Annotated in this window: 17 protein-coding genes and 1 other RNA gene; 8 read left to right on the top strand and 10 right to left on the bottom strand. The window is 60.4% G+C overall.

The window, feature by feature from the left end; all coding sequences use genetic code 11:
• Nucleotides 1-106 precede the first annotated feature (106 nt).
• From gcvH to ACB028_RS07375, 5 genes are all read right to left on the bottom strand, one after another.
• Entirely contained in the window at nucleotides 107-496 is a 390-nt protein-coding gene (gene gcvH, locus ACB028_RS07395; RefSeq protein WP_026457262.1) for a glycine cleavage system protein GcvH, read from the bottom strand.
• A 77-nt stretch (nucleotides 497-573) separates the two neighbouring features.
• Nucleotides 574-1,671, bottom strand: a complete 1,098-nt coding sequence (gcvT, locus tag ACB028_RS07390; RefSeq protein WP_026457263.1) for a glycine cleavage system aminomethyltransferase GcvT — start codon at nucleotides 1,669-1,671, stop codon at nucleotides 574-576.
• Between the two features lie 429 nt (nucleotides 1,672-2,100).
• Nucleotides 2,101-3,369: an FAD-dependent 2-octaprenylphenol hydroxylase gene (locus ACB028_RS07385; RefSeq protein WP_371144004.1), complete on the bottom strand. Its 1,269-nt coding sequence runs from the start codon at nucleotides 3,367-3,369 to the stop codon at nucleotides 2,101-2,103.
• 86 nt (nucleotides 3,370-3,455) lie between these two features.
• A complete protein-coding gene (ubiH, locus tag ACB028_RS07380; RefSeq protein WP_371143883.1) occupies nucleotides 3,456-4,694 on the bottom strand; it encodes a 2-octaprenyl-6-methoxyphenyl hydroxylase in 1,239 nt (412 codons plus the stop codon).
• A gap of 213 nt (nucleotides 4,695-4,907) precedes the next feature.
• Nucleotides 4,908-5,477: a UPF0149 family protein gene (locus ACB028_RS07375; RefSeq protein WP_042024943.1), complete on the bottom strand. Its 570-nt coding sequence runs from the start codon at nucleotides 5,475-5,477 to the stop codon at nucleotides 4,908-4,910.
• A gap of 173 nt (nucleotides 5,478-5,650) precedes the next feature.
• Between ACB028_RS07375 and zapA the strand changes: the two genes are divergently transcribed.
• On the top strand, nucleotides 5,651-5,986 hold the full coding sequence (zapA, locus tag ACB028_RS07370; protein ID WP_026458364.1) for a cell division protein ZapA: 336 nt from the start codon (nucleotides 5,651-5,653) through the stop codon (nucleotides 5,984-5,986).
• Between the two features lie 15 nt (nucleotides 5,987-6,001).
• Nucleotides 6,002-6,184: non-coding RNA, 6S RNA (ssrS, locus tag ACB028_RS07365), on the top strand.
• 59 nt (nucleotides 6,185-6,243) lie between these two features.
• On the opposite strand, the gene ACB028_RS07360 is transcribed toward ssrS, so the two are convergent.
• Together ACB028_RS07360 and tctD are read right to left on the bottom strand one after the other, a co-directional pair.
• Entirely contained in the window at nucleotides 6,244-7,590 is a 1,347-nt protein-coding gene (locus ACB028_RS07360; RefSeq protein WP_371143882.1) for a sensor histidine kinase, read from the bottom strand.
• Nucleotides 7,591-7,633: 43 nt separating this feature from the next.
• Nucleotides 7,634-8,308, bottom strand: coding sequence for a transcriptional regulator TctD (gene tctD / locus ACB028_RS07355; protein WP_042024946.1), 675 nt, complete (start codon nucleotides 8,306-8,308; stop codon nucleotides 7,634-7,636).
• Nucleotides 8,309-8,467: 159 nt separating this feature from the next.
• Between tctD and ACB028_RS07350 the strand changes: the two genes are divergently transcribed.
• From ACB028_RS07350 to ACB028_RS07335, 4 genes are all read left to right on the top strand, one after another.
• Entirely contained in the window at nucleotides 8,468-9,454 is a 987-nt protein-coding gene (locus ACB028_RS07350; RefSeq protein ID WP_371143881.1) for a Bug family tripartite tricarboxylate transporter substrate binding protein, read from the top strand.
• Between the two features lie 15 nt (nucleotides 9,455-9,469).
• Nucleotides 9,470-9,901 carry a tripartite tricarboxylate transporter TctB family protein gene (locus ACB028_RS07345; RefSeq protein ID WP_201977244.1) on the top strand — a complete coding sequence of 144 codons (432 nt, stop codon included), beginning with the start codon at nucleotides 9,470-9,472 and terminating at the stop codon, nucleotides 9,899-9,901.
• A gap of 9 nt (nucleotides 9,902-9,910) precedes the next feature.
• Entirely contained in the window at nucleotides 9,911-11,443 is a 1,533-nt protein-coding gene (locus ACB028_RS07340) for a tripartite tricarboxylate transporter permease (protein WP_124240303.1), read from the top strand.
• 188 nt (nucleotides 11,444-11,631) lie between these two features.
• Nucleotides 11,632-12,453: a hypothetical protein gene (locus ACB028_RS07335; RefSeq protein WP_371143880.1), complete on the top strand. Its 822-nt coding sequence runs from the start codon at nucleotides 11,632-11,634 to the stop codon at nucleotides 12,451-12,453.
• Nucleotides 12,454-12,760: 307 nt separating this feature from the next.
• Here the strand turns inward: ACB028_RS07335 and ACB028_RS07330 are convergent, their stop codons facing one another.
• The 3 genes from ACB028_RS07330 to ACB028_RS07320 are packed head-to-tail and all read right to left on the bottom strand — an operon-like array spanning nucleotide 12,761 to nucleotide 16,691.
• Entirely contained in the window at nucleotides 12,761-13,609 is an 849-nt protein-coding gene (locus tag ACB028_RS07330; RefSeq protein WP_371143879.1) for a DmsC/YnfH family molybdoenzyme membrane anchor subunit, read from the bottom strand.
• A gap of 1 nt (nucleotide 13,610) precedes the next feature.
• Entirely contained in the window at nucleotides 13,611-14,225 is a 615-nt protein-coding gene (locus tag ACB028_RS07325; RefSeq protein WP_201941127.1) for a DMSO/selenate family reductase complex B subunit, read from the bottom strand.
• A 9-nt stretch (nucleotides 14,226-14,234) separates the two neighbouring features.
• Nucleotides 14,235-16,691, bottom strand: a complete 2,457-nt coding sequence (locus ACB028_RS07320; protein ID WP_371143878.1) for a DmsA/YnfE/YnfF family dimethyl sulfoxide reductase — start codon at nucleotides 16,689-16,691, stop codon at nucleotides 14,235-14,237.
• 390 nt (nucleotides 16,692-17,081) lie between these two features.
• On the opposite strand from ACB028_RS07320, the gene ACB028_RS07315 reads away from it, so the two are divergent.
• Nucleotides 17,082-17,654, top strand: coding sequence for a molecular chaperone (locus tag ACB028_RS07315; protein ID WP_371143877.1), 573 nt, complete (start codon nucleotides 17,082-17,084; stop codon nucleotides 17,652-17,654).
• A gap of 7 nt (nucleotides 17,655-17,661) precedes the next feature.
• Nucleotides 17,662-18,198, top strand: a complete 537-nt coding sequence (locus ACB028_RS07310) for a 4Fe-4S dicluster domain-containing protein (protein WP_371143876.1) — start codon at nucleotides 17,662-17,664, stop codon at nucleotides 18,196-18,198.
• Nucleotides 18,199-18,386 lie beyond the last annotated feature (188 nt).

Raw genomic sequence — 18,386 nt, 5'->3', positions numbered from 1 at the left:
GGAACTGTTATCCCATTGTGGCGGATGCGCGCCGGCATCCTGCGGCCCGCTCGTTGGCAGACCGTCATACAAAAGGGCCCCGCACGCTGTGCAGGGCCCGGAGGCATTACTCTTCGTCCACCACGTTCTGGTAGCCTTCGGCGTCCAGCAGGTTGGCCAGCTCGCCTGCGTCATCCAGCTTGATGCGGAACAACCAGCCAGCCTGGTACGGATCGGAGTTGACCAGCTCGGGGCTGCCTTCCAGCTCTTCGTTGACGGCGATGATCTCGCCGCTCACCGGGCTGTAGATGTCGGAGGCGGCTTTTACCGACTCGGCCACGGCGCAGTCGTCACCGGCGCTGACCTGCTTACCCACCTCGGGCAACTCGACAAACACCATGTCCCCCAACAGCTCCTGGGCGTGCTCGGTGATACCGACGACGGCCTCACCGTTGGCTTCGACACGGATCCACTCGTGGGAGGTGGCATATTTCAGTTCGCTCGGGATATGGCTCATTTGTGCTTCCTTAATGTACTTGGATCACTTTTTACAAAAGGGCGCGGCGCAGGACCTTCCTGCGCCGCCATCAATCATTACACCAGCGCCTGACCATTGCGGACGAAGGCGGGCTTGGTCACCTTCACGGTAACCAATTTCTTGCGGATCTCAACCTGGGCCTGTGCGCCGATGTCACGGGGCACCCGCGCCAGGGCGATGCTGTAGCCTAGGGTCGGGGAGAAGGAGCCTGAGGTGATCACCCCTTCCCGCGGCTCGCCATCGGCACCGGTAAAGGTGACCGCCATGCCGGCACGCAAGACCCCTTTCTCTTCCATCACCAGGCCCACCAGCTTGTGCTGGTTGCCCGCCGCTTTCTGCGCTTCCAGCGCGGCGCGGCCGATAAACTGGCGATCGGCCGGCTCCCAGGCGATGGTCCAGGCCATGTTGGCGGCGAGCGGAGAGATAGACTCGTCCATGTCCTGGCCATAGAGGTTCATGCCGGCTTCGAGACGCAGGGTATCCCGCGCGCCCAGGCCGCACGGGGCAACCCCTGCATCCAGCAGCCCCTGCCACAGATCGCACGCCTTCTCTTGCGGCACCACAATCTCGTAGCCATCTTCGCCGGTGTAACCCGTGGTGGCGATGAAGAGATCGCCGGCCTGCACGCCGAAGAAGGGCTTCATCCCCACAACGGCGGTACGCTGGGAGGCGCTCAGGACGGAGGCCACCTTGAGCTTGGCGTTGGGGCCCTGCACCGCGATCATGGCGAGCTCGGGACGCTCGGTCACGGTGACATCGAAATCGATGGCGTGATGGCGGATCCAGGCCAGATCCTTCTCGCGGGTGGCGGAGTTGACCACCAGGCGGTAGAAGGTATCAGTCAGGTAATAAGTGATGAGGTCGTCGATGACGCCCCCTTCGGGATTGAGCATGCCGCTGTAGAGGGCCTTGCCGGAGACGGTCAGCTTGGCCACGTCGTTGGCCAGCAGGTGTTGCAGGAAGGCTTTGACCCGCTCGCCGGTCAGATCGACGATGGTCATGTGGGAGACATCGAACATGCCGGCATCGCTGCGCACCGCGTGGTGCTCTTCCAGCTGGGAACCGTAGTTGATGGGCATTTCCCAGCCATGGAAGTCAACCATTTTGGCGCCGGCTTCCAGGTGTTTGGGATGCAGTACAGTAGTCTGGATCATCGCATTCTTTCCTTAGCAAAAAGCCCTTTAGCGTTAGCGACAACTCTCGCAACCCGCCCAGTTCACTGCAAAGATAAGCCTTCACAGCAAAAAGAGCCGGTCACCGGGTCTGTGCTCGCTCCTGCCCTTGCCGGGCAAGAGGGATTCCTTGAACGGGACGGATTATATGCCAAGCGGGCCCATGCGCCGCTCAAAAAAAACTAATCCCCTCCCGTTTAAGTGCTTCCAGACACTAAGATAAACTCCAAGATAAAAACAGCCGTAAACGGAAGAAGTCGAGATTAAATTTCGATTTTCACCGTTTCGTCACAATTTGCAGAAAAACGTTTCGCACTGCACCAAAATTAAAGGCTGACGCCTCGTCAGGGGCATCAGCCTTGCCAGATTACTTTTTTTATAAAAAAAGCCGGGTAATATTAGTTTTTTTCATCATTTTGGCGAAAGCTTGGCCCGCGGCACCGGGTTGGCCGGTGTCACCGGCACCCACTCGGGACGGGCCAGAGCGGGCAATTCGCCCTCCAGCCCCATGGCGGCGCGGATCACCCCCTCTTTGAAAGGCGTCAGCAGATCGGCCGCACGCAATCCCACCCCGCGCACCAGCTTCTTGAGGGGGTGAGCGCCGCTAAACAGTCGCTTGAGCCCCTCCATCGCCGCCAGCATCCTGGCCGCCTCGCTCTTGCGCCAGCGTTCGTAGCTGCGCAGATTGGCCTGCAGGCCGATATCCTTGCCGGCACGCTGGTTGGCGAGGATAAGCTCGGCCAGGGCGGCGGCATCCAGCAGGCCGAGGTTGACCCCCTGCCCCGCCAGCGGGTGTATGGTGTGGGCGGCATCGCCCACCAGCACCAGCCGCTCGCGGGCAAAGTCGCGGGCATAGCGGGCGGTGAGCGGGATGGCGCTGCGCGGCCCCTCCACCTTGCACAGGCCGAGCCGCGCATCGAATGCCGCAGTGAGCTGGCGATTGAACTTCTCATCGTCGCAGGCGCACAGCGCCTCGGCCCGCGCGGCAGGCAGGGACCAGACGATGGAGCAGAGATCCCCCTGCCACAGGGGCAGGAAGGCGAGCGGCCCCTCCGGGGTAAAGATCTGGCGGGCCACCGCCTGATGGGGCTCGGCGCAGCGTACCGTTGCCACCAGGGCGTGATGGCCGTAATCCCAGCTGGTCAGCGGAATATCGGCCTGACGACGGACCCAAGAGTGGGCGCCATCGGCGGCCACCACCAGTTTCGCCGCGATGGCCTGGCCATCTTCAAGGAGCAGCAGGGCCCCCGCCGGGCCGCTCTGCAGGCTCTTGGCGCGAGCCGGTGTGAGCAGCTGGATGTTGTTGGCACCCTCGATCGCCTCCAGCAGCGCCAGCTGGATGACCCGGTTCTCGACGATATGGCCGAGGGCGCTCTGGCGCAGGCTGGCAGCATCAAAATCGATATGGCCGAAGCTGTCCTGCTCCCACACCGCCATCTTGTCGTAATGCTGCAGGCGGCGCGCCGCAATCCCGGACCAGGCACCGACCCGCTGCAGGATGCGCTGGCTGGCGAGGCTCAGGGCGCTGACCCGGTTGTCGGCCACCTCGCCAAGCTCGGAGTCGGGCAAGCGCCCCTCGACCACCACCACCTTGAGGGCACTCTCCTTGAGGGCTGCGGCGAGCCCCAGGCCCACCATGCCCCCCCCGACAATCACCACATCCACTTCTTGCATCTGCATCATCTGTTCCTTTCATGGCTGGCCAGCGTGGCCAGCAGGGGGCGCCATCGCACCTCCCCTTTCAGCATAAGTTGGCCCCGGGCCCCTTAACGTTTGCCACACACATCGGCGACAAAGCCCAGGGTACGGGAGGCAAGCGGCGCCTTGAGACAGGGGAGCCGCCCCATCAGGGAGAGCGCCAAGTTGCGTCCCACCACCAGGGGATCGTGACCATTGGAGAAGAGCTGGGCCAGCGAGGAGGTGAGCCAGACGGTCTGCGCCTGATCGACCTTGCGCTGCTGCCAGTAGCCATTGAGTACGCTAAAGCTGCCGATATCCTCCCCCACCGCCAGGGCGCTGGCGATGGCGTCGGTCAGCAGATCGAGATCCCGCATGCCGAGATTGAAGCCCTGACCGGCGATAGGGTGCAGGGCGTGGGCGGCATTGCCCACCAGCACGGTGCGCTGGGCCAGCGGATAGTCGCAGGCGGTCAATACCAGCGGATAGACGTGGCGCTGACCGGTGCGCTCGAAACGTCCCAGCCGCCAGCCAAACGCCGCCTGCAGGCGGACCAAGAATGCGGCCTCATCCAGCCCCATCAGCTCGTCCACCTCATGACGCGCGACGCTCCAGACCAAAGAGGAGAGCCCCTCCTGCATCGGCAGCAGAGCCAGGGGACCTTGCTCGGTAAAGCGCTCGAAGGCGCGGCCGGCGGGATCTTCGGCTGTCTTGACGGTGGCGATGATGGCACTCTGCTCAAAATCGTGGCGGGTCGCCGCCAGCTTGAAGTGCTGGCGCACGAAGGAGTTGCCCCCGTCGGCCGCCACCAGCAGCCGGGTCTCCACTTGCTCGCCGCTCTCAAGCGTGAGCCTGACCGCCTCCTCCCGGGGCTGGATATCGCCGACCCGCGCCGGACACACCACCCGGAGCTGCTTGCAAGCCGCCATGGCCTGCTGCAAGGCGTGACCCACGGCCGCCAGTTCAACGACCTGACCCAGGGCGGGCAGACCGTATTCGGCCGCTGACAGACGAGTCTGGCCGCAGTGGCCCCGATCCGAGACATGAATATGGGTGATGGGGGCGCAGTGGGGAGCAAACAGGGGCCAGAGCCCACGCCGCTCCAGCGCCTCGCAGGTGCCCGCCGCCAGCGCGATGGCGCGGGCATCGAAGCCCGGGTGAGCCGGTGCAGAGACCTGAGTGTCGGGGGCACTGGCCTCCAGCAGCAGGATCGACAGGGGCGATCCATCGGGCTTGCGCAGGGCAGCCAGAGAGAGCGCCAGCACGGCACCACTCATTCCGCCACCGACCAGGGTCACATCGACCTGTCGCACATCAGATTGGGACATAAGCAGAGAAGAAGAAGTCAAACACGTGGCCTCATGCTACCACAAAGGGCGAGGCCGGTTGCGTGGTGGGCGGCAAAAAACCGGTGTCAGCTCACAGGGTTAGTCAGCCTTTGCCATCACGTTGCTATCACTTTGCCACAACAAAAGAGCGCCACGGGGCGCTCTGTTCTTTCAGTAGGTGACAAAGGGTGATCTGTCACCACAATCTGCCCATCAATGCAGGGTCGGCGGGGTAACCGGGCTGTCCGGGCGCTTGCCAAACTCTTCGAAGGCCATCATGACCCCCAGCTTGACGTGCTCGTAGAGTACCAGGAAGGAGGCTTCGTTCTCGTCATCTTCCTGATCGAACTCGGCAGAGACCTGGGTGATGCTGGCGATATCCTGGATCATCTCCTGCAGCTCTTCCGAGGCGCGGGAGAGCTCCTGCTGCACCACACCGAAACCGGCCAGAAACGCCTGGGACCAGTCCACCAGCGAATCAATGCGCTCATCCAGCGGCGTCTCGTCACCGGGCAACAGCAGCTCGACCCCTTTTTGCGCCATCAGGCTCTCGACCACATTGTGATAAAGATCGGTCATCAGCTGGCGCACCGGGGCCGGCAGGCCGAATCCGTCGTTCACCAGATCGTTGAAATGGGGCACCCAGCTCTTCTCATCCAGCGCCACGCCACCACATACCAGACCACAGATCACACCGTGAGCCTCGACCGCACTGGCCATCAGCTCATGCTGCTCCATGATGGCCGTCACGGCCGCATAGTTAAGGGGGGTTGTCTTGCTCATAGTGGATCCGCTCAAAGTTCATGCAAGTTTGCAAAATTTATGGTCAGGATCCTAGCATTCTCCCTCTTCCAGAGCCAGCAAGGCCTTGAAAGTTATGCATCTGCGCTATATAGTCCCGCCCAGTTGTCCACGTGGATAAAGGCGGAAAGTTTCTTCGCCGTATTGAGGAAGGCATGAGCACAGAGGCCGTAGAAATCGTCATTTTGGGACGTCCCTACAAGGTATCCTGTCCCCTGGGACAACAGGATGCCCTGCGCCAGGCCGCCGAGCAGCTGACCGAAAAATTGATCGACCTGCGTCAACGTTCCAAAGTCTCCAGCAACGAACAGCTTGCTGTGATGGCGGCGCTCAATTTTTGCCATGAGCTCTGCCTTGAAAAAGAGAAAAACCACCAATACTCTGAGACCATGGACAAGCGGATCAAGATGCTGCAACGCACCATAGAAGCGGCCTTGATAGAGCACGGACAGTATGGTGATTCCAGCGAAGAAGAGGGGCAACAGCCCTAATCTCGCACCGTTTTAAATTCCCTGGGGTGTTTGTCAGCCGGTTCAAGTCCCCGAGCCGATATTCATACCAAACAGGGGATCTGCCTTCTGGCTATTGCGCATGCTCGGCACGACCGAGAAGCCTGCGGTCAGATCCGATCCCCGCCTTGAACCGACGGTTCAAGGGCCCAAACCGGCAACGGCATCTCCGGGGTTCCAACAGCAAAAAGCCCGTCATCATGGTGACGGGCTTTTTCTTTATTCTCCCCTCGCCGGCCTCACACCGGCAGGCTCAGCCTTACCAGCAGGCCGCCGAGTTGCGGCGCAGGCAGCAGCAACACCTCGCCATGATGGTAGTGGGCGATGTCGCGCACCAGCGCGAGGCCAAGGCCAGCGCCGGGCTGATCGGCGCCGTTTTCGAGCCGCTGGAACGGCAGCCAGACCCGTTCTGCCTGCTCGGGGGCGATGCCGGGGCCGCTGTCTTCCACCTCCAGCCAGACTTGCTTACCGGTGGCCTGCACCCGCGCCGTCACAGTGCCACCTGCCGGGCTGTACTTGATGGCGTTGTCCAGCAGATTGGCACATAGCTCCCCGAGCAGCAGCGGCTCCCCGGCCACCATGATGGCGGACTCCTCCCCCTCGTAGCCGAGATCGATCCCCTTGCTGCGCGCCTGTGCCAAGCGGGAGAGACAAGCCTGCTGCACCAGCTCCACCAGTTCGATGGGCTCGCGCTGGCGAAGGCCCGAACACTCGTCGGATTTGAGGCGGGCGAGCAGCAGCAAGCGTTCAGTCAACGCTATGGTGTGATTGAGCCGGGCCGCCATGGCCGTCAGGCTCTCCTGCATCAGGGCGGGATCGTGACCGCTGCGGGCCACCTCCACTTGGGTCTTCAGTATGGTCAGCGGGGTGCGTAGCTGGTGCGCCGCATCGGCGCTGAAGCGCTCCTGACGGGCCACCAGCTGGCGCAATCTGGCCAGATGACGATTAAAGGCGAGGATAAGCGGCCGGGTCTCCTGCCAGGGGAGCAAGTCCGGCAGCGGCGCCAGGTTGGCGGCATCGCGACGCAATAGCTCGCGCGACAAACGGCGCATCGGGGTAAGCAGGCGCTTGAGCAGCAGGTAGGCAAGCAGCAGGGTCAGGGCCACCAGGGCCCCCTGTGAGAGCACCGCATGCCACAACAGCTGCTCGGCGAGTTCACGACGCCCCATCAGGGTTTCGGCCACCGTGATGGTGGCCATGCCGCTCAGCCCTCCTTCATTAATCGGTTGCAGCAGGGCGACGGCGCGAATAGGCGTGCCCTGGAACTCTCCGTCATAGAAGTAGGCGAGCGCCGGATAACGGTCGGTGAGCGGCGTCTTGTCCGGCCTCGCCGGCAGTTCCTCATAGCCCGAGATGACCCGACCGGATGGCGAGCGCACCTGATAGAAGAGGCGATCGCGCATGTTGCGCTCGAAGCTGTCGAGCACCACGTAGGGGACATCGACCCGCAGCCGCCCCTGCTGCACATCGAGGCGCTCGGCCACGGTGCGCGCCGAGGCGAGCAGGGTGCGATCATAGGCCTGGGTAGCGGCGGCCAGGGCGCCGTCGTAGCTGTACCAGGCCGACGCCCCCCAGAGGATCAGCAAGGGAGCGCCAAGAAACAGCAGCAGTTGATGAAGGAGCGAGCGGTTAATGGGAAGCCTCCGGCGCCGCTTCCAGCAAATAACCCAGCCCGCGCAATGTAGTGATCACCACGCCACTGCCGACGAGCTTTTTGCGCAGCCGGTGGATGTAGAGATCGATGCTCTCCTTCCCCACCTCGTCATCGAGGTTGAACACCTGCTCGAACAGCTGCCCCTTGGCCACCGGTCGCCCCTGGCGATACATGAGGGCGGTGAGCAGCGCCTGCTCGCGCGGGGTCAGGGCCAGCCTGGCGTCATTCACCACGAAGTAACCGTCCGGATGCAGCATCAGCTGCCCCAGCCGCAATTCGGCGCCGCCACTTTCGCTGCGTCGCAGCAGCGCCCGCAGACGGGCGTCGAGCTCCCCCAGATCGAACGGCTTGGCGAGATAGTCGTCGGCGCCGGCATTGAGACCGCAGATCCGCTCCTCTACCGCGCCACGGGCGGTGAGCAGCAGCACCGGCAAGCCCTGGCCGCGGCGGCGCAACCGGCCGAGCACTGTCAGCCCATCCAGCCTGGGCATTTCGATATCCAGGATCGCCAAGGCATAACGCTCCTGGCGCAGCAGCTGATCGGCGCTGTCGCCGTCAGCCACCCAATCCACGGCGAATCCGGCGCTGGTCAAGGCTCGCGAAAGCCAGTGCGCCAGTTCATGATTGTCTTCGGCCAGCAGTAAACGCATCTCGTCTCCCCATACTGCGAGGTGTGATCCACTTCACGCTCCCAGCAATTCAGCAACGGCTGAAAGGTGAATGAAAGGTTGTTGTTTTAACAATTTCGCATCACCTCGTCTACCGACGAGGTCACACCCGGAAAAAACAACAACAAGATGGAGCACTCCATGAAGCAACACACACGTCATGCCCTCGCCCTGCTGGCCCTGTTCGGTGCACTGCCACTGCAAGCTGCCGACACCGCCAGCGCCCCTGATCGGACTGAATGCATCGCCCCCGCCAAGCCGGGCGGCGGTTTCGATCTCACCTGCAAGCTGCTGCAGGTGAGCCTGCAGGAGACCAACACCATCGACAAGCCGATGCGCGTCACCTACATGCCGGGCGGCGTCGGCGCCGTGGCCTACAACGCCATCGTGGCCCAGCGCCCGGCCGAGGCCGGCACAGTGGTCGCCTTCTCCGGCGGTTCGCTTTTGAACCTCTCCCAGGGCAAGTTCGGCCGCTACGGGGTCGATGACGTGCGCTGGCTGGCCGCCGTCGGCACCGACTACGGCATGATCGCGGTGCGCCACGACGCCCCCTACCAGAACCTCAAGGAGCTGGTCGCCGCCCTCAAGCGCGATCCCAACAGCGTGGTGATCGGCGCCGGCGCCTCCATCGGCAGCCAGGACTGGATGAAGGCCGCCCTGCTGGCCAAGCTGGCCGGGGTCGATCCCCACAAGATGCGTTACGTCGCCTTTGAAGGCGGTGGCGAGCCGGTCACCGCTCTGCTCGGTAACCACGTGCAGGCGGTCTCCGGCGATCTGAGCGAGATGGTGCCCCACCTTGGCGGCGACAAACTCAAGGTGCTGGCGGTGTTTGCCAAGGATCGCCTGCCGGGCAAGCTGGCCGACATCCCCACCGCCAGGGAGCAGGGTTATGACCTGGAGTGGCCGGTCATTCGCGGCTTCTACGTGGGCCCCAAGGTGAGCGACACCGAGTACCAGTGGTGGAAGCAGACCTTCGATCAACTGGTCAAGACCGACACCTTCAAGGCCCAGCGTGATCAGCGCGGCCTGTTCGAGTTCGATCTCACCGGCGAGGCACTGGACAGCTACGTCAAGGCCCAGGTCGCCGACTATCGCGAGCAGGCCAAGGCCTTCGGTCTGGCCAAGTAAGAGGGAGCCAGCACCATGAGCGATCGTCTGTTTGCCCTGTGCTGGCTGCTGCTGAGCCTGGGGGCCGCCGCCCTCGCCTGGCAGCTGCACAGCGAATACAGCTACGAGCCGGTGGGGCCGCGCCCCTTCCCGCTTGTCATCAGCCTGTTGATGGCCGGCTGCGCCCTGCTGCTGCTAAAGCGCACGCCGGATCCGGCCAGCTGGCCGGAGCGTCCCGCGCTGCTGCGCATCGCCGCCATGGTGCTGGCCCTGTTTAGCTACGGCTGGGGCTTTGAGTGGCTGGGCTTTCCGCTCGCCACCACCCTGCTCACCGTGGTGGTCGGGCGGCTGTTTGGCGCCAGCTGGCGCGCCGCCCTCATCGCCGGGCCCCTGCTCGGCATCTGCCTCTTTTACGCCTTCGACCGGCTGCTGGATGTCACCCTGCCGCTCGGCGCCTGGCTGGCCTAAGGAGTTGTCATGGATACCTGGATGTACCTAGCGCAAGGTTTCGCGGTGGCCCTCACCCCCGAAAACCTGCTGATCGCCCTCATCGGCTGCTTCGTCGGCACCGTGGTCGGGCTGCTGCCGGGGCTTGGCCCTATCAACGGGGTGGCGATCCTGCTGCCGCTCGCCTTTGCCCTGAAGCTGCCCCCCGAGTCGGCCCTGATCCTGCTCGCCACCGTCTACATCGGCTGTGAGTATGGCGGCCGGATCTCCTCCATCCTGCTCAACGTGCCGGGGGACGCCGCCGCCATCATGACGGCGCTCGACGGCTACCCCATGGCCAAGCAGGGGCGCGCCGGGGTGGCCCTCTCCATCTCGGCGGTGAGCTCGTTCGTCGGCTCCCTGCTCGCCATTGGCGGCATCATACTGTTCGCCCCGGCCCTGGCTCGCTGGTCGCTCGCCTTCGGCCCGGCCGAGTACTTCGCCCTCATGGTGTTCGCCATCGCCTGCCTCGGCAGCATGATGAGCCAGAACCCGCTCAAGTCCTTCCTCGCCGCCCTGATTGGCCTCGGGCTCGCCACCGTCGGCGTCGACGCCAACACCGGCGTCTACCGCTTCACCTTCGACAGCGTGCACCTGTCGGACGGGATCCAGTTCATCGTGGTGGTGATCGGCCTCTTCTCGGTGAGCGAGATCCTGCTGATGCTCGAGCACACCAAGGGGGGTCAGCAGCTGGTGCGCCAGACCGGCCGCCTGCTGTTCAGCTTCCGCGAGCTGACCCAGTGCACCGGCACCATGTTGCGCTCGGCCACCGCCGGCTTCTTCGTCGGCATCCTGCCGGGGGCTGGCGCCACCATCGCCAGCGCCCTCACCTACATGACCGAGAAGCGCCTGGCCGGCCCGCAGGGCACCTTCGGCCAGGGTGACATCCGCGGCGTAGCGGCTCCCGAGGCAGCCAACAACGCCTCCGCCTGCGGCTCCTTCATTCCCATGCTGACCCTGGGCGTGCCGGGCTCTGGCACCACGGCGGTGATGATGGGGGCCCTGACCCTCTACAACATCACTCCGGGTCCGACCATGTTCACCGAACAGCCGGACATCGTCTGGGGGCTGATCGCAGCCCTGCTGCTGGCCAACATCATGCTGCTTATCATGAATATCCCCCTCATCGGGCTGTTCACCCGCATGCTCAGCATCCCGCTCTGGTTCCTGGCCCCGGCCATCGCCACCGTCTCGGCGGTGGGGGTCTACGCGGTGCACAGCACCACCTTCGATCTGTTGCTGATGGCCGGTCTCGGGGTATTTGGCTATGTGCTGCGCAAGCTCAACTTCCCCCTCTCGCCGCTGATCCTGGGCTTCGTGCTCGGGGAGATGCTGGAGCAAAACCTGCGCCGGGCGCTCTCCATCAGCAACGGCGAGCTCGACATCCTGTGGGGCAGCGCCATCAGCCAGAGCCTGCTGGTGCTGGCGGTGCTGGTCATCGTCCTGCCCCCCCTGGTGCGCGTGCTGCGCCGGCGCAAGAGTGCCGCCGCCATGTCAGAGGCCAGCACGGGATCCGGCTCCTGACACTGTGCACATCGTTAAGGTTGCCATCCCATAACAAGAGGGCCTCACAGAGTGGGGCCCTCTTTTATTTGCCGGATAACACTTGCTGCCAATGTGCGGATCCCGCCACCAGAGAACATGTTCATTCTCTGTGGTCTCGCTACAATAGCGGACAACTTTGAAGCTCATCTTTTCTGGCATAGGGATACATGAAAAAGAGAAAATCAATCAACTGGGAGCGTTGGCACTGGTTAAGGCAGCACCTCAAGCAGGTACGCAAGTCACCGGAACCAGAAGAGCCCCAGGTCAAGATGGCCCACTTCCTGACCACTCTCTTTGCAGCCATCCCGATTATCACCGCCAGTATCTATTTGAGCGGCATGGCTCACTTTTACGGCAGATGTCTGGTCCATGGCCTCGATATCGCAGAGTTTCCCCAACCGGCCGATATCACGCTCGCCACGGGCTATTTGCTCTGGCTGCAGATGGGCAAGCTATATGGCCCTTACCTGCTCTATGCCGTTGCCGGTATTGTGCTGCTCACTTTCGTGTTGTTTCTCTCGGTCAGGCTTCGTCTGCGCTGGGCATGGTTTTGCCATCGCATCGGTTCACGACAATATCCAAGAACAAGGCGTTTCTTTCGCCGCAGGGCACGAGTCCCGGCCCCCAGGCTCTTTTTGTTAATCTCCTGGGTTGAGGTTATCTACAACCGCTTTGCCATTTTGGTTGTGCCGGCGCTCATTATTCTGTTGCCCACACTCTCCAATTTCATGGAAGGGCTCGATGCCGAAAAAGCGCGAGTCACAAAACTGGAAAACGACCAGTTGAGCGCACAGTCGGATCGGGCCCTGTCGCCTCTGCTGGGCGAAACCGCGCACATCAGGGTCATGTGCAATACCAGCCACTGCGCCTATCGCCTCAAAGGCGGAGAGATGAAACTGGTGCGCCATGATCAGGTTGAACTGGTGCGATGGATGGCACCTGTGGACGACGCAAACAAGCCAGCAAAGGAAGACAATATGGGTAAATGAACAGAGGCTGCTATCTTGCCTGCCGCAGCAAGATACCTTCTGTCATCCGGTTTATTGCATTTTCTATTCTCGAGACTGGTGTTATCCCACTCACTTTCCACCGCCATCTGGGAGCCATTTCACGATAAACAAAAGGCCGCTATTGCTGCGGCCTTGATAAAGCCTTGCTTGCTGTGTTCAATCACTGGTGCCTGAGGCTTGCCTCAGCAAGATATCGGGCCAACAAGATAGTCATTCCCCATCCTCAGCCGCCCCCCATGATCTGCCAGCCTGGGACATATCCTGCCTGTCAGCACCAGTCCTCAGCTCACCCCAAACCCGCGGTGAGATGGATTCCGTAGAACACCCCGCGCCCCACCAGCTCGGACACCAGGATGAAACCAAACGACACAGCCATCAGCGCCGCAGTGGGTGCTCGTTTGGTAAACAGCGGCCACAACCACAGCAAGACTCCCGCAGCCAGCAACACGAGACGAACCGACTGGGTAACAGCCAGATCAGGTACCCTGGCCAGTGCGCTCGTCACGCTGTTTTCAATCCCGCCGAGATGGAGCGACAACAGCATCACCGCGATGGCCACCCCCAGCGCCACCAGCAGCCCCCAAACGGGAAGAGCCGTGTCAGCCACAGCGACGTCATGACGCGCCGCCAGCAACAGCAAATGCGCCAGGGCGCCTCCCCCTACCCCCATGGTCAGCAGAAAAGAAGCCGGCGTTAAACCTGTGTACCAGGTCGGCACAGTATCAATCATGTAAACCATGACCATGGCGTACATGAAGAAGAGACCCGCCAGGATGGCCCCCAGCATCAGACCTCTGCGTCCCCCTTCGCCCCCTTTGTCCAATACCGAAAGCAACCAATACAAGCCGCCGAAAGCGAAAAAGGCCATGCCGCCGGCGATCTCGTTAGACAGCCAGGAGTGGCCCACCATGTTCAGTGCATTCATCGCACGCAGCGGACTCCCCAGGTGCATCACGGATGCAACGAGGCCCAGCCCCATCAGCACCCACAGTCCCAACATGGCTCGATGCAACCGAGGTTCCGTTTCCGCTGAGACGCGCCGGGCAAGCAGCAGTACGCTTAATATCAGAAACGCCCCCACCGCAGTCTGGGCCATCACTGTGAACAGGATTAGCGGCCATTCATGCCAAGCCATATTACACCTCCTTCGGGTTCGCCAAGTATCCAGTCGTATCCCCACAAGGTCGGGAATGGCGGTTTGGTTTGATGATGATGTTGGGGTTGGTCAAGGACGACGGCGGCAATGGCGCCACTTCGGCCAGAGAGCCGTACTTGGCACGCAACTCTTCGATGGGACCGAATGCCAGCGCCCGCAACGGGCAGGAGGCCACACACACCGGCGGTTTGCCATCGGCAACCCGTTCGTAGCAGCCATCGCACTTGGTCATATGACCCTTCTGCGCATTGTATTGCGGCGCATCATAAGGGCAGGCCATGGCGCAATATCTGCAACCGATGCAGGTATCCGTATCCACCACCACGAAGCCGTCTTCCCGCTTGTGCATCGCGCCGCTCGGGCACACCTTGGTACATGCCGGCTCAGCACAGTGATTGCACGCTATCGACACGTAATAGGCATAAACGTCCTGACGCCATGCATCGCCGTCTTTCACCCAGCCACCTCCCGCGTATTCATAGACACGGCGGTAGTTGGTGCCAACGTTCAGATCCTTGACGTCCTTGCAAGAGAGCTGGCACGTCTTGCATCCGGTGCACTTGCTTGAATCGATGTAAAAACCGAACTGTTTCATGGTTAGCCCTTATGCCTTCTTCACCAGTTGTACATCCACCAGGTTGGTATGCTGGGGGTTGCCCTTAGCGAGCGGGCTCGGTCGCTGAGTCGTCAGCACATTGATGCAGCCTCCCTTGTCGACCTTGCTTCCGTCCGGGGCATACCAGCCTCCCTCCCCCAGTGCCACCACACCGGGCAGGATGCGTGGTGTGACCTTGGCCGGGATGTGGACCTCACCGCGGTCGTTGAAGATGCGGATCAGATCGCCTTGCTGGATACCTCGCTCGTCGGCATCAAGGGGATTGATCCACAGCTCCTGACGTGCCGCATCTTTGAGAATGTCCACGTTGCCGTAGGTCGAGTGAGTACGAGCCTTGTAGTGGAAGCCGGTCAGCTGCAGCGGATAAATGGTCCGCTTCTTGTCGTCCCACCCCTCGAAGGTCGATACATAGACAGGCAACGGGTGGATCACCTCGTCTTCTTTGAGCTCCCAGGTCGCGGCAATCTGGGCCAGCCGCTCAGAGTAGATCTCGATTTTTCCCGATGGTGTACCGAGCGGATTCCCCTGCGGATCCTCGCGAAATGCCTTGTAAGCAACATAGTGACCGTCCGGATCCCGCCGCTTGTAGATGCCTTGCTTTCGCATGGTCTCAAAATCCGGCAGCCCTGGGTCTTGCTTCCGGGTCAGGGTGTAGAGATGGCGCAGCCAACCCTCCTGATCACGGCCTTCCGTGAAAGCCTCACCGACCCCCATGCGCTCGGCGATCTCGGAGCAAATCTCGTAAATCCCTTTTGACTCGAACTGGGGTGCGATGGCCTGATCGGCAAAAATGAAGTACCCCATGTTCCCCGCAAAGGCATCCATGCAGAAATCGGCCTGTTCTGAGGTAGTCAGATCCGGCAGCACTATGTCGGCGTACTTGGCGGACGACGTCATGTGGTTATCAATCACCACTATCATCTCGCATGCCTTCTCATCCTGCAGGATGTCGTGGGTCCGGTTGATGTCCGCATGCTGGTTGATGAGACAATTCCCCGCATAATTCCAGATGAACTTGATGGGTGCCTTCAACTTGTCCACGCCCCGGATCCCGTCCCGGGTTGCGGTCATCTCGGTGCCGCGCACGATGGCATCCGTCCATAGGAACATGGGGATGGAGGCTTTAACGGGGTTGGTCAGGGTAGGAAACCGGACAAAGGGGATGCTGTAATCCGATTCACGGGCCCCGGTACCTCCCCCGTTGATACCGACATTGCCGGTCAGCAGGGCAAGCATGGCGATGGAACGCGATGCGATTTCCCCGGCGGCGGTGCGCTGCAAGCCCCAACCTTGCAGGATGGCACAGGGCTTGGCTGTTGCTATCTCACGGGCCGTCTGGATAATGGTTTCAACCGGAATGCCGGTGATCCTGGTCGCCCATTCCGGCGTCTTGGCGACACCATCCGGCCCCAGTCCCAGAATGTAAGACTTGTAGTCGCTCCTGGCCGGGGCGGAAGCCGGCAAGGTTTTCTCGTCGTAACCGACGCAATACTTGTCCAGAAAAGGTTGATCGACCAGATCCTCGGTGATCATCACATAGGCCATGGCCGCCACAAACGCCGTGTCGGTTCCGGGGCGGATGGGGATCCACAGCTCTTCGCGCCCTCCTGCCGTATCGGTATAGCGGGGATCCACGACTATCATGCGGGCGTTGGAACGCGCCTTCGCCTCTGCCAGATAATAAGTCAGACCGCCCCCCGACATGCGGGTCTCTGCGGGGTTGTTGCCAAACTGGACAATCAGCTTGCTGTTCTCCAGATCGGAAAATGAGTTGCCATCGGCCCAACCACCGCCATAGGTATAATCCAGGCCAACCGTGATCTGGGCTGTCGAGTAGTCTCCGTAATGATTGAGGTAGCCGCCGGTCAGGTTCATCAGGCGGGCAATCAGGGTGCTGCCTGGAGGCCAGGACTTGGTCACGGTCCCCCCCAGGGTTCCCGTGCCGTAATTCAGGTAGATGGCTTCGTTACCGTACTCCTTGATGATGCGCTTCATACTGGCAGCGATCTCATCGTACGCCTCGTCCCAGCTGATCCGCTTGAACTTGCCCTCACCTCGCTTGCCAATACGCTTCATCGGGTACTTCAGCCGGTCCGGATTGTAGATCCGGCGGCGCATCGAACGGCCACGCAGACAGGCGCGCACCTGATGATTGCCGTACAAGTCGTTGCCCGTGTTGTCGGTTTCGACCCAGGTGATCTCGCCATCTACCACATGCATGCGCAGCGGACAGCGACTGCCACAGTTCACCGTACAGGCGCTCCATACTATCTTCTCGTCTTTCGCTGCTGGAGCAGAAGCCGCCATGCTCTTGAAAGGCAGTGCCACGGCGCCCGCCGTGGCAGCCAGGCCGACTGCTGCGACACCGGAGGACTTGATAAAATCCCGCCTGGTCAACCCGCCGGTCAACCCGCCGGTCAATAATGATTCCAGTGCATCTTTCATATGACAACGTCTCGATAAGTGGTTATCACAGACTAAATAGCCCACATCATATGGACTACTATCCTTTCGGAATCAGGCAAACGTTGTCGTAAATCAAAAAAATTGAAAACGGCTATTGCCGATGTTGGAAAATGAGATCAATGACGACAATATAATTTTTATAAACTGATTGTGATTATTATCTTTAATATGGTTAGCATATCTAACAACTCCTGATTAGCGTGCTAATCAAGACATGCATTACAATGACAACAAACATCACAAACCATTCATTTTATTTATTATTTCAATATTCTCGTTCCGGTGTGCCAATCTTTGACAAAAACAAACCTCCTATGGTTTATTGGGCTAAACAGAGTTACTGGCAAAATATAAGTTGGCTGTACAACTATGTTAACTAACAATGCTATATATTCGCGCCTGTTGGGGGCGCTGCTCTATCATCCCCCGTCATCGCAGACTGTCATCACCATACTTGACGGCTTTGCCAAGCAGGAGGATGAACTGCTGCAACGGTTGTCCCGACTCGCCGGGACAACAATGCCGGATGAGCTGGCCGCCGATTTTTTCAACCTGTTGCAAGGCAGTGGCACCATGCCTTCTCCCCCCTGGGGCTCCGTCTATCTCGACCCTGAAAACGTGCTGTTTGGCTGTTCAACACTGGAATACCGGACCTTCTTGAGCCATTTGGGCATGACGTGCGATACCGGTATGCGTGAACCGGAAGATCATATCGGCCTGATGCTGATGATGTTTTCGGTTCTGCTGGAGAGAGGCGATATTGCCAATGCCAATACCCTGCTGGCGGCACATCTGATGCCCTTTGCCCCCACAATGCTGGGCAAGATGAAGGAAAATGCCAATACCGATTTCTATCAAGCTGTTGCGGCTTTCACATTGAGTTGGTTAAACCTGTACTGCGCAGAACACGCTATCGATATTGTGCCAAGACCTTGTTATTGAAACCAGGATGATTGCCATGTACTTCCCTGATGATATCAATGACGTGCCCGCCAATCCTGGCCGTCGGGAATTGTTTGAGCGCGTCGCTCGCAGTGCCAGGGCAACCATGGTGCAAGAATCGCAACGTCCGATAAATACAGGGCGCCCATTGGGGGCCGTCGAAGAAGTCCTGTTTCAACGACTATGCAATCATTGTGGCGACTGTATCTCTGCCTGTCCTCAATATGTATTACATATGACGTCAGACGGGCCCAGGATGGATCTGTCTCTTAATCACTGTACTCTGTGCCATCAATGTTTGAATGCCTGCCAGACGATGGCCCTGAATAACCTTGGTCAGAACGATACCGGGTGGCGACCCCAGATTGCAGACAATTGCAATGCCCGCACACTGGGCAACTGTGATGAATGCGCAGCAATATGCCCGCTTGGTGCCATCAGCGTTCCAGAAAGTTCGCTCCCTATTATTTCGGATGAGTGCAATGGTTGTGGTGCGTGCAGAGCTGGCTGCTATATAGGTTCCCTGACGATGATCCCTGGCTAAGACATTGTTCACTATATTGCGCGAATAGCGTGTTCAAGATAACAATTATCCACCACACTGACCTGCCATGCCTTCGCTATTCCAACTCCCTGTTTCAACAACTATCAGGCTGTAAATGCATTATCCACCGCCAATGATTGCATGGATTGTGGCCAGAGAGATAAATTGAAAAATCATTGTTTTTATTT

Origin of the sequence: Aeromonas sp. S9(2024) (assembly GCF_041403185.1) — a bacterium.
Taxonomy (GTDB): Bacteria; Pseudomonadota; Gammaproteobacteria; order Enterobacterales; family Aeromonadaceae; genus Aeromonas; species Aeromonas enteropelogenes.
Note: the sequence above shows the minus strand (reverse complement) of the source record. Positions and strands in the feature narration are given on the sequence as shown.